The organism is Sphingomonas sp. (genome assembly GCF_036388435.1).
Taxonomy (GTDB): Bacteria; Pseudomonadota; Alphaproteobacteria; order Sphingomonadales; family Sphingomonadaceae; genus Sphingomonas.
Map to the genome: position 1 here is coordinate 18,043 of NZ_DASVRV010000045.1, position 15,171 is coordinate 33,213.

Sequence of the window (15,171 nt, forward strand, 5' to 3'; positions counted from 1 at the left end):
GCGCTAACCCCTGTTCATGCAGTTCCTGAAGACCCTGTTCTGGTGCCTGCTCGCTTTCGTCGCGGCGCTCTTCACCTATGGCAATTGGTTCAGCGTGCCGATCCGGCTGTGGAGCAACATGATCGCAGACGTGAACCTGCCCTTCCTGATGCTCCTGGCCTTTCTCGCCGGGCTGGTGCCCGCGCTACTCTGGGGTCAGGCCGTGCGCTGGCGGATGCGCCAGCGCCTGACCCAGGCCGAGCGCGCTGCCTATGCGCCGCTTCCCTCCCGTCCGGCCCTGCCGGCCGACGAAGCCGCGGCATGAGCAACCGCATCTTCGTCGCGCTCGACACGCCCAAGCTCGACGAGGCGAAACGCATCGCCGCCCGCGTCCGCCACCATGTCGGCGGCGTGAAGCTCGGCCTCGAATTCTTCTGCGCCAACGGACATGCGGGCGTTCACGCGATGGCGGAGCTCGGCCTGCCGATCTTCCTCGACCTGAAACTCCACGACATCCCCAACACCGTCGCCAAGGCGGTCCAGGCGCTGGGCCATCTCGCGCCCTCGATCCTGACCGTCCATGCCAGCGGCGGCCGCGCGATGCTGGAGGATGCCAAGGCCGCCGCCCCGACCGGCACCAGGGTGATCGCGGTGACGATGCTGACCAGCCTCGACGCGCGCGACCTCGCCGATACCGGCGTCGCCGGCTCGGCCCACGACCATGTCGTGCGCCTCACCGGACTGGCGCGCGAAGCCGGGATCGACGGCATCGTGTGTTCGGGCGCGGAAGTCGCGGCGGCCAAGGCGATTTGGCCCAGGGGCTTCTTCGTCGTTCCCGGCGTCCGGCCCACGGACGGCGCGCTCGGCGACCAGAAGCGCGTGGTCACCCCCCGCCAAGCCGCCGATGCGGGCGCGTCGGTGCTCGTCATCGGCCGCCCGATCACCCAGGCCGACGACCCCGACGCCGCCGCACGCGCGATCGCGGGGACATTGTAGGTGCGCCGGCCAACGTCATAGTGCAGCTATAGCGAGCCCGAAGGCGCACCCGGTCGGCGCGACTACGAGCCGCGTCCGACGACACGGGCTTTGCCCGTGTCCCACCACCCGTGTACGGCCCCGCTCATGCCCACCACCGCCAAGATCTGCGGCCTGTCCACGCCCGCCACGCTCGACGCCGCCGTCGCGGGCGGCGCCAGCCATGTCGGCTTCGTCTTCTTCGCCCCCTCGCCACGCGATCTCGGCTTCGCGCAGGCGGCCGGGCTCGCCGCGCGCACGCCGCCGCACGTCCGGCGCGTAGGCGTGTTCGTTGATCCGACCGACGAACTGCTCGACCATGCCGTCGCCGCGGGCCGGCTCGACGCGGTCCAGCTCCACGACACCGCGCCCGACCGCGCCGCCGCGATCCGCGCCCGCACCTGCCGCGAGGTCTGGGCCGCGATCCCCGTGCGCACCCGCGCCGATCTGGACGCGGCGGACCGCTTCGCGGGCGCCGCCGACCGTCTCCTGTACGACGCCAAAACCCCGCCGGGATCGGCCCTGCCGGGCGGCATGGGCGTGCGGTTCGACTGGGCCCTGCTCGACGGCTTCCGCCATCCGCTTCCCTGGGCGCTGTCGGGCGGGCTCGACCCCGCCAATGTCGCCGACGCGATCCGCCGCACGGGGGCGACGCTGGTCGACGTGTCGTCCGGGGTCGAGAGCGCGCCTGGGGTCAAGGAGCGCGACCGCATCGCCGCCTTTCTCGAGGCAGTGGCGAGGAACTGATTTCCTGTCCCTCTCCAGGCAGGGGAGCAGGTCTCGACTTGCCCCGGCCCCATGCTAAACGCGGCGTCATGAACGCATCCAATAGCTTCCGCGCCCAGCCCGACGAACGCGGCCATTTCGGCGCGTTCGGCGGGCGCTTCGTGGCCGAGACGCTGATGCCGCTCGTCCTCGATCTCGACCGCGAATATCGCGCCGCCAAGACCGACCCGGCCTTCGCCGCCGAGTTCGACGACCTGCTCGAACATTATGTCGGCCGCCCCAGCCCGCTTTATTACGCCGAGCGCCTGACCGACCTGCTCCGCGAAAGCGCCCCAGAGGGGATGGGAGCCCAGGTCTGGTTCAAGCGCGACGAGCTCAACCATACCGGCGCGCACAAGATCAACAATTGCGTCGGCCAGATCCTGCTCGCGCGGCGCATGGGCAAGACCCGGATCATCGCGGAAACGGGCGCGGGCCAGCACGGCGTCGCGACCGCGACCGTGTGCGCGCGTTTCGGCCTGCCCTGCACCATCTTCATGGGCGCGCGCGATATCGAGCGTCAGCAGCCCAATGTCTTCCGCATGAAGCTGCTCGGGGCCGAGGTCCGCGCGGTGACCTCGGGCGCACGCACGCTCAAGGACGCGATGAACGAGGCGCTGCGCGACTGGGTCGCCAATGTCCACGACACCTTCTACCTTATCGGCACCGCCGCTGGCCCGCACCCCTACCCCGAACTCGTCCGCGATTTCCAGTCGGTGATCGGCCGCGAGGCGCGCGAACAGATGCTGACGCGCACCGGCCGGCTCCCCGACCTGCTCGTCGCCGCGATCGGCGGCGGGTCGAACGCGATCGGGCTGTTCCACCCCTTTCTCGACGACCCCGACGTGGCGATGCTCGGCGTCGAGGCGGCGGGCCACGGCCTCCATGCCCAGCACGCGGCCTCGCTGGCGGGCGGCTCCCCCGGCGTCCTCCACGGCAACCGCACCTACCTTCTCCAGGACGCGGACGGCCAGATCGACGAGGCGCATTCGATCTCCGCCGGGCTCGACTATCCCGGCATCGGACCCGAACATGCCTGGCTCCGCGACATCGGCCGTGTCGAATATGTCTCCGCCACCGACACCGAGGCGCTCGACGCGTTCCAATTGCTCTGCCGCACCGAGGGCATCATCCCCGCGCTCGAGCCCGCCCACGCCATCGCCGCCGTCACCAAGCGCGCGCGCGAGATGCGCCGCGACCAGGTGATCCTCGCCAATCTCTGCGGCCGCGGCGACAAGGACATCTTCACCGTGGCCGAGGCGCTGGGCGTCGTGATGTGACCCGCCTCTCCGCCGCCTTCGCGCGCGAGCACCCCGCGCTTGTCGCCTTCGTCACCGCCGGGGACCCTTCGCCCGCCGCCACCCCCGCCATCCTCGACGCGCTGGTCGCGGGCGGGGCGGACGTGGTCGAGCTGGGGATGCCCTTCACCGATCCGATGGCGGACGGCCCCGCCATCCAGGCGGCGAACCTGCGCAGCCTCGCCGCGGGCACCACCGCCGCGCACATACTCGACCTCGCGCGCGGCTTTCGCGAGCGCCACCCCGACGTACCGCTCGTGCTGATGGGCTATGCCAACCCGATGCTCCGCCGCGGCCCCGACTGGTTCGCGCGCGCCGCCGCCGAGGCCGGGGTCGACGGCGTGATCTGCGTCGATATCCCGCCCGAAGAGGACGACCAGCTCGGCCCCGCGCTCCGCGCCCACAGCATCGCCCCCGTCCGCCTCGCCACGCCCACCACGGACGTTGCGCGTCTGCCCGCTGTGCTCGAAGGCGCGAGCGGCTTCCTCTACTATGTCTCGGTCGCCGGCATCACAGGTCTGCAACAGGCCGCGCAGGGCTCGATCGAGAACGCCGTCGCCCGCCTCAAAGCCGCGACCGACCTCCCCGTCGCGGTCGGCTTCGGTATCCGCACCCCCGACCAGGTCGCCGCCGTCGCGCGCGTCGCCGACGGCGTCGTCGTCGGCTCGGCCATCGTCGATCTCGTAGCAGAACACGGCGTCGCCGCGCCGGGCCCGGTCACCGCCTATCTCCGGTCGCTCAAAGCCGCGATCGCCTCCGTGAAAGTCCCCGCATGAACTGGCTCAACTCCGTCCGCAACGCGCTCCCCTTCGTCGCCAAGCGCGAGACCACCGACACGCTCTGGCACAAGTGCAAGGGCTGCGGGCAGATGGTGTTCACCAAGGAGCTGGCCGAGAACGGCCATGTCTGCCCGCGCTGCGACCATCACGAGCGCATCGGCCCGCCCGAACGCTTCGCGATGCTCCTCGACGAGGGCTCCTGCCACATCCTCCCCGCCCCCAAGGTCGCCGAGGACCCGCTCCGCTTTCGCGACTCGAAACGCTATAGCGACCGCCTGAAGGCGGCCCGCAGCGAGAACAGCGAGGTTGACGCGCTCGTCAACGCCAAGGGCACGATCGACGGCCACCCCGTTATCCTCGGCGTTCAGGACTTCGCCTTTATGGGCGGATCGATGGGCCTGGCCGTCGGTGAGGCCTTTGTGCGCGGGGTCGAGAACGCGATCCGCGACCATTGCCCCTATATCATCTTCACCGCGTCGGGTGGCGCGCGGATGCAGGAAGGCATCCTGTCGCTGATGCAGATGCCCCGCACCACCGTCGCGATCCAGATGCTCCACGACGCCGGGCTGCCCTATATCGTCGTCCTCACCGATCCCACCTCGGGCGGCGTGATGGCCGCATACGCCATGCTCGGCGACGTCCAGATCGCCGAGCCCAAGGCGACGCTGGCCTTTACCGGTCGCCGCGTGATCGAAAGCACCATCCGCGAAAAGCTGCCCGAGGATTTCCAGACCAGTGAATATTATCTGGAGCACGGCCTGATCGACATGGTCGTCCATCGCCGCGACCTAAAGAAACGGCTCGCGACCGTGATCGGCTATCTGACCCACGCGCGCAAGGCGGCCTGATCCTGGCCGACGGCGCCCGTTCGACGAACCCCGCCGTCCAGGCGCAGCTCGACCGCCTGACGATGCTGTCGCCCGGCGCGGACGTGCTCGGGCTGGACCGCATCACCCGCCTGCTCGGGCGGCTGGGCGACCCGCACCGCCATCTGCCGCCCGTGCTCCACGTCGCGGGCACCAACGGCAAGGGCTCGACCTGCGCCTTTCTGCGCGCCGCGATCGAGGCGGCGGGGCACGACGTCCATGTCTATAGCAGCCCGCATCTAGTCCGCTTCAACGAGCGCATCCGGATTACCGGCCGGCTGATCGAGGACGCGGCCCTCGCTGCCCTGCTCTCGGAAGTGCTCGACCGCGCCGACGGTCTCGACGCCAGCTTCTTCGAGATCACCACCGCCGCCGCCTTTCTGGCCTTCGCGCGCACCCCCGCTGCCGCCTGCGTGGTCGAGGTCGGGCTGGGCGGCCGCCTCGACGCCACCAACGTCCTCGCCGATCCCGCCGCGACCGGCATCGCCGCGCTCGGCATCGATCATCAGGCCTTTCTCGGCGACACCGCGGTCGCGATCGCCCGCGAAAAGGCCGGCATCGCCAAGCCCGGCCGCCCGCTCGTAACCCTCGCCTACCCGCCCGAGATCGCCGCGGCCGTCGCCGAAACGGCGAGGGTGCCCGTCCTCGCCGCCGGGCGCGACTGGCGCTTCGAGGTCAGGGACGATCGCCTCGTCCATAGCGGGTCTGGATACCGGCTCGACACCCCGCTCCCGCAACTCCCCGGCGCGCATCAGCACGCCAACCTCGCGCTCGCGGTCGCCATGCTCCGCCATCAGGACCGCCTCGCCGTCCCCGACGCCGCGCTCCAGGCCGCCGCGACGACCGCCCGCTGGCCCGCCCGGATGCAGCGCCTGCGCCCCGGCCCGCTCCTGTCGCTCCTGCCGCCCGGGGCCGACCTATGGCTCGACGGCGGTCACAACGAGGACGCCGCCGCCGCCGTCGCACCGGTCCTTGCGCGGATCGCGCGGGGCCGTCCGGTACACCTCGTCATCGGCCTGCTCGCCAACAAGGACATGGCCGGGGTCCTGCGCCACCTGACGCCAGGCGCGACATCGCTCACCGCCGTTCCCGTGCCCGATCACGCCCACCACGATCCCGCCGACCTCGCCCAGGCGGCGGGCGTGCTAGGCGCCGGCTCGGCCGCCATCGCCCCGGACGTCGCCTCCGCCCTGAGATCCGTCCCGAGGACGAGCGGCGAGCCGCCGGTCGTCCTTGTCGGCGGCTCGCTCTACCTGGCGGGGGCGGTGCTCGCCGCCAATGACGAGCTGCCCGACTGATCGACTTCCGCGCCCGGCTGGCGCACGCTTTCCACGACGAATCCGCGCCGCCAAAGCAGCCACAGCAGCACCAGCCCCGGCAGCGCCACGACCATCGTCAGCAGCCAGAAGGCCGGCCAGCCCAACGCCTCCGCCGCGATACCCGCGGGCGAGGACAGCCAGGTCCGCCCCATCGCCGCGAACGACGACAGCAAGGCGAACTGGGTGGCGGTATAAGCTAGGTTCGACAGGCCCGACAGGTAGGTGACGAACACCGTCAGCCCGATCCCGCTCGTCACCTGCTCGGTCGCGACCGCGATGGTGAGCCACAGGGTGGAATGGCCCTGCGCCGCCAGGATCGCGAACATCAGGTTGCTGAGCATCATCAGCACGCCCGACACGAACAGTGCCCGCCCCATGCCCAGCCAGGCCATGAACGGCGCCGCCAGCGCGATGCCGACGATCAATCCCCAGAAACCCACGCCCTTGTTGATCACCAGGAACTCGGTGTCGTTGAACCCCAGCTCGACGATCATCGGGTTGAGCATCACCTGCCCCATCGCGTCGCCCAGCTTATAGATCAGCACGAAGAGCAGGATCAGCACCGCCCCGCGCCGTTGAAAGAATTCGCGGAACGGGCCGATCAGCGTCGTCTCGAGCCATCGTCCCGCCGGCTGTGACGGCTCGTCGGCCAGCACGCGCTCGTGCAGACCCGGCCCCGCCCACAAAGCGGCGACGATCCCCGGCAGAATGCAGAACGCCGTCAGCCCATATGCGGTCGCCCAGCCGAGCCCGAAGCCATCCGACGACGCCATCGCGATCGTCCCAACCCCTGCGACGAACGCGCCCAGCCGATATCCGAACTGGTTGTTGGCGGTGCCGTGCGGAAGCTCCTCCTCCGACAGGATCTCGATGCGATAGGCGTCGATGACGATGTCCTGCGTCGCCCCCAGAAAGGCGGTCACGATCGCCCAGAACGCGAACGCGCCCAGCCCCAGCTCCGGTCGGCTCGCACCCAGCATCCACACCGACACGAACAACAATGATTGGACCAGGAAGAGCCACGACCGTCGCTGGCCGAACAACCGGGTCAGCACCGGCAGCCGCAAGCGGTCGACCAGCGGCGCCCACAGGAATTTCAGCGTATACGGCGTGGTCAGCCCCACCGCGAAGCCGATCACCTTCTTGTCGATGCCCACCTTCGACAACCAGAACGTCATGGTGCCGAGCAGCAGCGCCAGCGGGAACCCGCTCGATATGCCGAGCAGCAACGCGGCGAGCGGGCGCGCGCGGACATAGGGTGCCATGGTCGCGACCCAGCTCCGCTTCTCCGCCATCGTCGCCGCCATCCCTTGCTCCCCACCCGACAAGCGTCGACACTAGCGCCAAAATAGCCGGAGAGACCAGCCATGAACATCCAGGCGCCGATCGCGCCGACCGCGGGCCAGCTCGCTTTGGCGCGCGTCATGGCGGACGGCGCGGTGCAGCTCGGGGGCGCGATCACCCATGTCGATGCCGCCGCCTATACCAGCCCCGACCGTCACCGGCTCGAACAGGAACGGCTCTTCGCCCGCCAGCCGCTCGTCATCGCCCCATCGGCGCTGCTCCCGGAGGCCGGCATGGCGATCCCGCATGACGGGTTCGGCAAGCCGCTGCTCGTCACCCGCGACGAGGCGGGTGCGGCCCATGTCTTCCTCAACGTCTGCCGCCACCGCGGCACGCGCCTGGTGGAGGGCACGGAGCCCGTCCGCGCGCCGCGCCTGGTCTGCCCCTATCACGCCTGGAGCTACGCGCTCGACGGTCGCCTGGCCGGCTTGCCGCGCGCCGAAAGCTTCCCCGGCCTCGACAAGGCGGATTACGGCCTGAAACGCCTACCCACGCGCGAGGCGGGCGGGCTGATCTGGTTCTCGTTCGACGAAGCGGCCGACTTCGCCTTCGTTGACCGGCTCGGCCGGGATTTCGACGCCTTCGGGCTGGGATCGCACCATCTGTTTCGCCGCCGCACCCATGACGTGGCGGCGAACTGGAAACTGATCATGGACGCCTTCCTCGAAAGCTATCACGTCGCCCGGCTCCACGCCGCGACGATCGGCCCCTTCTTCAAGGACGGGGTGACCAGCGGCGACGCGATCGGCCCCCATGCGCGCTCGGCCGTCGGGCGCGAGATCGATCGGGCGGCGCTGGCGGCGGGCGACTGGCCGACGCTGCGCCGCGCGATCACCTTCACCTACCAGATGTTCCCCGGCACGGTGCTGATCGTCAGCCCCGACTATATCAACCTCATGACGCTGATGCCGCAAGGTGCGGGCCGCGTCCTGGTGGAGGATTTCATGCTCATCCCGGAACCACCCGCCACCGACAAGGCGCGCGTCCATTGGGAAAAGAGCTGGGCGCTGCTCGACGGCGGCGTCTTCGCGTCGGAGGATTTCCGCGCGGCCGAACTCGGCCAGCAGGGACTCGAATCGGGGGCGCTCGACCGTGTCACATTGGGCACGCTGGAAACCGGCATCCGGCGCTTCCACGACGAGGTCGAGGCGCGGCTGGCTTGACCCGCGCTCGCCGGCGTGCGTCGACCGTCAGACCCGCTCGAACAGCCTGAGCCCGGCGGGGATCCGCTTGGGCGCCCGTCCGTCGCCCGACGCCTCCACCGCTTCGATCGCGGCGAGCAGGTCGCGCTGGCGATAGGGCTTGTCCAGGCAGCCGGCGGCGAAGGCCTGCGCGTCGGGCGGGCAATTGCCCGTCACGAACAAAGCCGGGATGGCCCGCGCAAAGGCGGCGCGCGCGACGTCCAGCCCGGTGCCGTCGGTCAGGTTGATGTCGACCAGCACCAGGTCGATCGCTTTGCCGCTGGCGATGCATTCGACCGCGGCCGACACGCGGTCGGTGGTGGCGACGATGATATAGCCGGCCTCGGTCAGCACATGTTCGTTGTCGAACGCGACCAGCGGCTCGTCCTCGACGACGAGCAACCTCTCGATCTTGCGCTTCTTCTTCCCGAAGAACATCGCGGCTGGTCCCTTTCGCGCGACGAGCGCCGCGCATGTCTCGGATAACGTAATTGCGCGCGTTCGGTCGCAAATTAAAATGCGTGCGCGGGCAATCCCCTGTATCGCGGCGGGCATGGCCGAAACTCCCGACAAAGCACCCAAGACCGAACCCAGGACTGAACAGCGTATCGCCAAGCTCCTGGCCCGCGCCGGCATCGCCTCGCGCCGCGAGATCGAGCGCATGATCGCCGATGGCCGCATCGCGGTCGACGGTAACGTGATCGACACCCCCGCGACCCTGCTCCGCTCGCTTCACGGTGTCGCGGTCGACGGCCAGCCCGTGGCCGCGCCCCCGCCGGCGCAGCTCTTCCTCTACCACAAGCCCCCCGGCCTGCTCGTCACCGAATATGATCCCGGCGGCCGCCCCACCATCTACGACCAGCTGCCCGCCGACCTGCCCCGCCTCGTCCCCGTCGGCCGCCTCGATCTCGCGACGGAGGGGCTCCTCCTCCTGACCACCGATGGCGGGTTGAAGCGCCAGCTCGAACTACCCGCCACCGGCGTCGAGCGCGCCTATCGCGCGCGCACCTATGGCGAGATCAGCCAGACGCGGCTGGAGGAGCTGATCGAGGGCATCGAGATCGAGGGCATCCGCTACGGCCCGATCGACGCCAATCTCGAACGCCGCACCGGCGCCAATGTCTGGATCGAAATGATCCTGACCGAGGGCAAGAACCGCGAGGTCCGCCGCGTTCTCGAACATCTGGGTCTCCAGGTAAGCCGCCTGATCCGAACGCGTTACGGTCCGTTCCTGCTCGGCGACCTCAAGCCCGGCGAGGTGGGCGAGGTCCGCCAGCACGATCTGGTCGCCTTCCGCCGCACGCTCGACAAACCGGGCGAGCGCGGCGAGCCGATCAAGGTCGACGCCCGTATCGCCGGGGGCCGCTCCCGCGCCGTACCGGCCGCGCGATCCGCCGACGCGCCCGCCCGCGACCGACCCGCCCGACCGCGCGACGGCTCGCCCGCTCCGTCGCCGCGCCCCACCGGCGATCGGCCGCCGCGCAGCTTCCGCCCCGGCGCCGCTCCGGGCGCGAGCATGAACGAACAGCGCCCCCGGCCCGCGCGCGACGCGGTGCGCCCGGCCCGCGCCGATGATCGGCCGCAACGTCCGTCCCGCTCCGGGGCGTCGAGCGCCGCTCCGGGACAGCGACCCCGACCCGACCGCGCCGGTGCCCGTCCCGAGCGCGCCCGGTCCGCGCCAGGAACGGGCGGACGCGCGAACGATCGCGAGCAACGTCGACCCAATGCCGAGTCCACCGACCGCCGGACTCCGCGTCCGACCGGCGGCCGCACCGACCGGGCGCAATTCGCGCCGGCGACGGGCGGACGCGCGAACGATCGCGAGCAGCATCGCCCCGGCGCCGACACGCCCGACCGCTGGCCACCCCGTCCCAACGGCGCGCGCCCCGACCGGCTCGAGCGTAATCGCGACCAGGCCGGCCCCGCCCGCGCGCCCGGCGCGCGCCCGGCGCGCGCGCCCGGCAAGCCGCCCGCCTCGCCGCGTCCCGGCGGTGGGCGCGGTCCGGGCAAGCGCTGACGATGCGCGTCATCGCCGGCCAGTGGCGCGGCCGTCCCCTCGTCGCGCCCAAGGGGGAGGCCACCCGTCCCACCGCCGACCGCACGCGCGAGGCGCTGTTCTCGATGCTCACCGCCCGGCTCGGCAGCTTCGAGGATCTCGCGGTCGCCGATCTGTTCGCGGGCTCGGGCGCGCTCGGCATCGAGGCGCTGTCGCGCGGTGCCAAGTCCTGTCTGTTCGTCGAACAGGACGGCGCGGCCCTCGACGCGCTCCGCGCCAACCTCGCCAAGCTGGGCGCAACCGGAGACGTGCGCGCCGCCTCCGTGCTCGCGCTCGGCCCGGCGCGCGCGGTGCCCGACCTGATCCTGATGGACCCGCCCTATGGCACCGGCGCGGGCGTCGTCGCACTCGACAAATTGTCGCGCCTCGGTTGGACCGGCCCGGCCACCTGGATCAGCATCGAGACCGGCAAGGCGGAGACGGTCGCGGTCGACGGTTTCGAGATCGACGCCGAACGCGTCCACGGCAAGGCCAAGATAACGCTGCTCCGGCCGCTGCCCTAGCCGCCGAACGCCCGCACGCCCTGGAGGAACAGCCAGTAGAGCCCGCCCGCCAGCGTCATCACCGCCGGTAGCGTCAGCACCCAGGCCAAGGCCATGTTGCGGATCGTGCGCGCCTGCAGCCCGGCGCCGTTGGCGACGCTCGCCCCCGCCACGCCCGACGACAGGATATGCGTCGTCGACACCGGCAGCCCGAACCGCTCGGCAAGCAGGATCGTCGCCGCCGCCATCAGCTCAGCCGACGCGCCCATGCCATAGGTCATATGCGTCTTGCCGATCTTCTCGCCCACCGTCACGACGATGCGCTTCCACCCGACCATCGTTCCCAGCCCCAGCGCCAGCGCGACGGCCAGCTTGACCCAGTCGGGGATGAACCGCGTGCCGCCCTGCAACTGCTTCGAATAGGCGTCGATCGCCGCCAGTTCGGGCGCGGCGAAGGCAGCCTGGTCGGCGGTGGCCAGCTTGGCCGTGTCGGTCAGCAGGTACAGGTCGTTGCGCAATCCGGGAGTCTCGGACGCCGGGATATCCGCCAGCGATCCCCGCGCCGCGATCTGCTCGCGCACGCCGCCCGCCACGCTGTCGAGCGCCGCATAGGTGCGCGCGCCCTCGATCCGCCGCGCGCGCAGCGCCGCCGCCAGCGTCTCGCGCGCCTGCGGCATCGGCATCGCCGACCCGCCCGCGCGCCGCTCGAACACGCTCTCCGCCGCCGCCGACGCCTGGAGGAAGGCCGGCGTCTCGCTCGGGCTCGCGGTGCGGTTGAGCGCATAGGCGGTAGGCGCGCAGCCGATCAGGATGAGCATGATCAGCCCCATCCCCTTCTGCCCGTCATTGCCGCCATGCGCGAAGGACACGGCGGTGCACGTCCCGATCAGCAGCGCGCGGATGCCGGCTGGGGGCGGCTTGTCGCCCTGGGGCTCCCGGTACAGCTTGGGATTGCGCGCGATGCGCTTCATCACCTGGAGCAGCACGAACGCCCCCACGAACCCGATCACCGGCGCGACCAGCAGCCCGGTCAGCACCTTGCGCGCCTGGCCCCAATCGACCCCGGCGGTGCCGCTAAGCCCGCCCGTGAGGAGCTGGTTCATCAGCCCGACGCCCAGGATCGACCCGATCAGCGCATGACTCGACGAATTGGGCAGCCCCACATACCAGGTCGCGAGATTCCACCCGATCGCGGCGAGCAGCAGCGCGAAGATCATCGCGAACCCCGCGCCCGACCCGATGTTCAGCAGCAGGTCTACCGGAAGCAGCGCGATGATCGAATAGGCCACCGCCCCCGTCGAGAACATCACCCCCAGAAAATTGAACACACCCGACCACACCACCGCGACGGGCGCCGACATAGACCGGGTATAGATGACGGTGGCCACCGCATTGGCGGTGTCGTGGAAGCCGTTGACGAATTCGAACCCCAGCGCGATCAGCAGCGCGAGCCCCAGAAAGATCAGCGTCCCCGTCGCGACGCTCTCGCCGACCGACGCGGTGTCGGCGGCGATGCTCAGCCCCGCGTAGATCAAGCCACCCAGAAGCGCGGTCGCGAACGCGACCCGCCCCGGCAAACCGAACCCGTCGTCGAGCCGCGGTCCGCGCAGGCGCGAGACCGACTCCCCGCCGGTGAAAGCTGTTGTCGCCATGGTGGCTCCGCCCTGCCGCCGGACTATGACGATCTGATGACATGGATCAGTCCGGCCGCAACTCGCATGGTTGCCTCCATGCGCTCTGTTCCCTAGCTGTTCGCGGGTGACGCAGACTTCCGCCCCCATCGCCGCCGTCCCCACCGATCCGCCCTATCTGCGCGGCCTCAACGATCCGCAGCGCGATGCGGTGCTGACCACCGACGGCCCCGTGCTCATCATCGCGGGCGCGGGCACCGGCAAGACGGCCGCGCTCACCGCGCGGCTCGCCCATCTCCTCTTCACGCGCAAGGCGTACCCGTCCGAGATCCTCTCCGTCACTTTCACCAACAAGGCCGCGCGCGAGATGCGCGAGCGCGTCGGACGGCTGGTCGGGGACGCGGTGGAGGGGATGCCCTGGCTCGGCACCTTCCACGCCATCGGCGCGAAGATGCTGCGCCGCCATGCCGAGCTGGTCGGGCTCCAGTCCAACTTCACCATCTTGGACACCGACGACCAGCTCCGGCTCCTGAAACAGCTCATCGTCGCCGCCGACATCGACGAAAAGCGCTTTCCCGCGCGCAGCCTGGCGGGGCTGATCGACCAGTGGAAGAACAAGGGGCTCGTCCCCGCCGACATCGACGCGGGGGAAAGCGAACGCTACGCCAATGGCCGCGGCCAGGAACTCTACGCACAATATCAGGCGCGGTTGAGGGCGGTGAACGCCTGCGATTTCGGCGACCTGCTGCTCCACATGCTCGTCGTCCTGCGTACCCACCGCGAGGTGCTCGAACTATACCAGCAGCGCTTCCGCTACATCATGGTCGACGAATATCAGGACACCAACTCGGTCCAATATCTCTGGCTCCGCCTGCTCGCCCAGGAGCGCAAGAACATCGCCTGTGTCGGCGACGACGATCAGTCCATTTATTCCTGGCGCGGTGCGCAGGTAGAGAACATCCTGCGGTTCGAGCGCGATTTCCCCGGCGCCAAGGTCATCCGCCTCGAACAGAATTACCGCTCCACCCCGCATATCCTCGGCGCTGCGTCGGGGGTCATCGCCCATAATGGCGGCCGCCTCGGCAAGGAGCTGTGGACCGAGCTCGACGCGGGCGAGAAGGTGCGCGTGCTCGGCGTCTGGGATGGCCCGGAAGAGGCGCGGCGCGTCGGGGAGGAGATCGAATCGCGCCAGCGCGCGGGCACCTCGCTCGACGACATCGCCATCCTGGTGCGCGCCTCGCACCAGACGCGCGAGTTCGAGGACCGGTTCATCGCGATCGGCCTGTCCTACAAGATCGTCGGCGGCTTCCGCTTCTACGAACGCGCCGAGATCCGCGACGCGCTCGCCTATCTACGCGTCGTCAACCAGCCCGCGGACGACCTGGCGTTCGAACGCATCGTCAACGTCCCCAAGCGCGGGCTGGGCGACAAGGCGGTGGCGCGCATCCACCAGCTCGCTCGTGCCGGCGCCATGCCGCTCACCACCGCCGCGGCGCGCATCCTCGACACCGACGAGCTGACGGGCGCGGCCCGCAAGTCCCTGGGAAGGCTGGTGGGCGACATCGCCCGCTGGCGCGACATGGCAAACGAGCTGCCCCATCCCGAACTCGCCCGCCAGCTGCTCGACGAATGCGGCTATACCGCGATGCTCCAGGCCGAAAAGTCCGCCGAGGCGGCCGGTCGCCTGGAGAATCTGACCGAGCTCGTCCGCGCGATGGAGGAATATGAGTCGCTCGGCGCCTTCCTCGAACATGTCTCGCTGGTCATGGACAACGACGCGTCGAAGGAGGCGCCCAAGGTCACCATCATGACCATCCACGCCGCCAAGGGGCTGGAATTCGACACCGTCTTCCTCGCCGGCTGGGAGGAAGGACTCTTCCCCTCGCAACGCGCGATGGACGAGGGCGGGACGGCCAGCCTCGAGGAGGAACGGCGCCTGGCCTATGTCGCCATCACCCGCGCCCGGCGGCAGGCGACCATCCTTCATGCCGCCAATCGCCGCATCTACGGCCAGTGGACCAGCAGCCTCCCCAGCCGCTTCGTCGGCGAGCTTCCGCCCCAGCATATCGACACCGAGACCAGCATGAGCGGCGGCGAGAGCCTGTGGCGGGCCAATTGGTCCGAACATGCCGACCCCTTCGCCGATGTGGGTCGCGCCGCCGGCCGTGGCCCCGGCTGGCAACGCGCGGCGGGCACCGCGTCGAGCTTCACCACCACCCCTACCCGCATCGTCGAATCGCGCGGCCCCGCCATCGGCCTGGGCCAGAAGGGCCGCGACGATCTGGGCATCGGCCAGCGCGTCTTCCACCAGAAATTCGGGTACGGCGCGATCGCGGCGATCGAAGGCAACAAACTGGAGATCGATTTCGACCATGCGGGCAGGAAGCGGGTGATGGACAGCTTCGTGACGCCGGGATGAGACCGACCGAAAGCTCCCTTCCCCTTGAACTTGTCGGA

The 15,171-nt window shown here is 70.2% G+C and carries 14 protein-coding genes; 11 read left to right on the forward strand and 3 right to left on the reverse strand.

The features are described 5' to 3' along the window. The first annotated feature begins 16 nt into the window (after window positions 1–16). The 7 genes from VF592_RS09645 (at window position 17) to VF592_RS09675 (ending at window position 5,999) form a co-directional block, all read left to right on the forward strand. A complete protein-coding gene (locus tag VF592_RS09645) occupies window positions 17–304 on the forward strand; it encodes a hypothetical protein (RefSeq protein ID WP_331005413.1) in 288 nt (95 codons plus the stop codon). Next, window positions 301–975 (forward strand): orotidine-5'-phosphate decarboxylase, encoded by a 675-nt coding sequence (gene pyrF, locus VF592_RS09650; protein WP_331005414.1) that lies wholly within the window; start codon window positions 301–303, stop codon window positions 973–975. The genes VF592_RS09645 and pyrF overlap by 4 nt, the downstream gene beginning before the upstream one ends. A gap of 126 nt (window positions 976–1,101) precedes the next feature. Further along, window positions 1,102–1,740 (forward strand): phosphoribosylanthranilate isomerase, encoded by a 639-nt coding sequence (locus VF592_RS09655; RefSeq protein WP_331005415.1) that lies wholly within the window; start codon window positions 1,102–1,104, stop codon window positions 1,738–1,740. 68 nt (window positions 1,741–1,808) lie between these two features. Further along, window positions 1,809–3,038, forward strand: a complete 1,230-nt coding sequence (gene trpB, locus VF592_RS09660; RefSeq protein WP_331005416.1) for a tryptophan synthase subunit beta — start codon at window positions 1,809–1,811, stop codon at window positions 3,036–3,038. Further along, the gene (trpA, locus tag VF592_RS09665) at window positions 3,035–3,832 is read left to right on the forward strand and encodes a tryptophan synthase subunit alpha (RefSeq protein ID WP_331005417.1); all 798 of its coding nucleotides are present in this window, start codon (window positions 3,035–3,037) and stop codon (window positions 3,830–3,832) included. Before trpB ends, trpA begins: the two co-directional genes overlap by 4 nt. After that, entirely contained in the window at window positions 3,829–4,683 is an 855-nt protein-coding gene (gene accD / locus VF592_RS09670; protein ID WP_331005418.1) for an acetyl-CoA carboxylase, carboxyltransferase subunit beta, read from the forward strand. The genes trpA and accD overlap by 4 nt, the downstream gene beginning before the upstream one ends. Window positions 4,684–4,685: 2 nt before the next feature. Beyond that, window positions 4,686–5,999 carry a bifunctional folylpolyglutamate synthase/dihydrofolate synthase gene (locus tag VF592_RS09675; RefSeq protein WP_331005444.1) on the forward strand — a complete coding sequence of 438 codons (1,314 nt, stop codon included), beginning with the start codon at window positions 4,686–4,688 and terminating at the stop codon, window positions 5,997–5,999. Here VF592_RS09675 and VF592_RS09680 read toward each other — a convergent pair. Further along, on the reverse strand, window positions 5,951–7,327 hold the full coding sequence (locus VF592_RS09680) for an AmpG family muropeptide MFS transporter (RefSeq protein WP_331005419.1): 1,377 nt from the start codon (window positions 7,325–7,327) through the stop codon (window positions 5,951–5,953). The two genes, VF592_RS09675 and VF592_RS09680, sit on opposite strands and share 49 nt — an antisense overlap. Before the next feature lie 60 nt (window positions 7,328–7,387). On the opposite strand from VF592_RS09680, the gene VF592_RS09685 reads away from it, so the two are divergent. Continuing rightward, on the forward strand, window positions 7,388–8,527 hold the full coding sequence (locus VF592_RS09685; protein WP_331005420.1) for an aromatic ring-hydroxylating oxygenase subunit alpha: 1,140 nt from the start codon (window positions 7,388–7,390) through the stop codon (window positions 8,525–8,527). Between the two features lie 27 nt (window positions 8,528–8,554). Here VF592_RS09685 and VF592_RS09690 read toward each other — a convergent pair whose 3' ends face one another. Further along, the gene (locus VF592_RS09690) at window positions 8,555–8,983 is read right to left on the reverse strand and encodes a response regulator (protein ID WP_331005421.1); all 429 of its coding nucleotides are present in this window, start codon (window positions 8,981–8,983) and stop codon (window positions 8,555–8,557) included. A gap of 115 nt (window positions 8,984–9,098) precedes the next feature. Here VF592_RS09690 and VF592_RS09695 point away from each other — a divergent pair, with 115 nt between their 5' ends. Both VF592_RS09695 and rsmD read left to right on the forward strand, forming a co-directional pair. Next, window positions 9,099–10,562 (forward strand): pseudouridine synthase, encoded by a 1,464-nt coding sequence (locus VF592_RS09695; protein WP_331005422.1) that lies wholly within the window; start codon window positions 9,099–9,101, stop codon window positions 10,560–10,562. A gap of 2 nt (window positions 10,563–10,564) precedes the next feature. Then, window positions 10,565–11,104 carry a 16S rRNA (guanine(966)-N(2))-methyltransferase RsmD gene (gene rsmD / locus VF592_RS09700; RefSeq protein WP_331005423.1) on the forward strand — a complete coding sequence of 180 codons (540 nt, stop codon included), beginning with the start codon at window positions 10,565–10,567 and terminating at the stop codon, window positions 11,102–11,104. On the opposite strand, the gene VF592_RS09705 is transcribed toward rsmD, so the two are convergent. Then, window positions 11,101–12,735 carry an inorganic phosphate transporter gene (locus VF592_RS09705; protein WP_331005424.1) on the reverse strand — a complete coding sequence of 545 codons (1,635 nt, stop codon included), beginning with the start codon at window positions 12,733–12,735 and terminating at the stop codon, window positions 11,101–11,103. The two genes, rsmD and VF592_RS09705, sit on opposite strands and share 4 nt — an antisense overlap. Before the next feature lie 106 nt (window positions 12,736–12,841). Between VF592_RS09705 and VF592_RS09710 the strand changes: the two genes are divergently transcribed. Then, window positions 12,842–15,133: an ATP-dependent helicase gene (locus VF592_RS09710; protein WP_331005425.1), complete on the forward strand. Its 2,292-nt coding sequence runs from the start codon at window positions 12,842–12,844 to the stop codon at window positions 15,131–15,133. Window positions 15,134–15,171 lie beyond the last annotated feature (38 nt).

Bases quoted from the DNA above. Each gene is read 5' to 3' on its own strand.
- VF592_RS09645 (WP_331005413.1), top strand. From the start codon at position 17: ATGCAGTTCCTGAAGACCCTGTTCTGGTGCCTGCTCGCTTTCGTCGCG.
- pyrF (WP_331005414.1), top strand. From the start codon at position 301: ATGAGCAACCGCATCTTCGTCGCGCTCGACACGCCCAAGCTCGACGAG.
- VF592_RS09655 (WP_331005415.1), top strand. From the start codon at position 1,102: ATGCCCACCACCGCCAAGATCTGCGGCCTGTCCACGCCCGCCACGCTC.
- trpB (WP_331005416.1), top strand. From the start codon at position 1,809: ATGAACGCATCCAATAGCTTCCGCGCCCAGCCCGACGAACGCGGCCAT.
- accD (WP_331005418.1), top strand. From the start codon at position 3,829: ATGAACTGGCTCAACTCCGTCCGCAACGCGCTCCCCTTCGTCGCCAAG.
- VF592_RS09680 (WP_331005419.1), bottom strand. From the start codon at position 7,327: ATGGCGGCGACGATGGCGGAGAAGCGGAGCTGGGTCGCGACCATGGCA.
- VF592_RS09685 (WP_331005420.1), top strand. From the start codon at position 7,388: ATGAACATCCAGGCGCCGATCGCGCCGACCGCGGGCCAGCTCGCTTTG.
- VF592_RS09690 (WP_331005421.1), bottom strand. From the start codon at position 8,983: ATGTTCTTCGGGAAGAAGAAGCGCAAGATCGAGAGGTTGCTCGTCGTC.
- VF592_RS09695 (WP_331005422.1), top strand. From the start codon at position 9,099: ATGGCCGAAACTCCCGACAAAGCACCCAAGACCGAACCCAGGACTGAA.
- rsmD (WP_331005423.1), top strand. From the start codon at position 10,565: ATGCGCGTCATCGCCGGCCAGTGGCGCGGCCGTCCCCTCGTCGCGCCC.
- VF592_RS09705 (WP_331005424.1), bottom strand. From the start codon at position 12,735: ATGGCGACAACAGCTTTCACCGGCGGGGAGTCGGTCTCGCGCCTGCGC.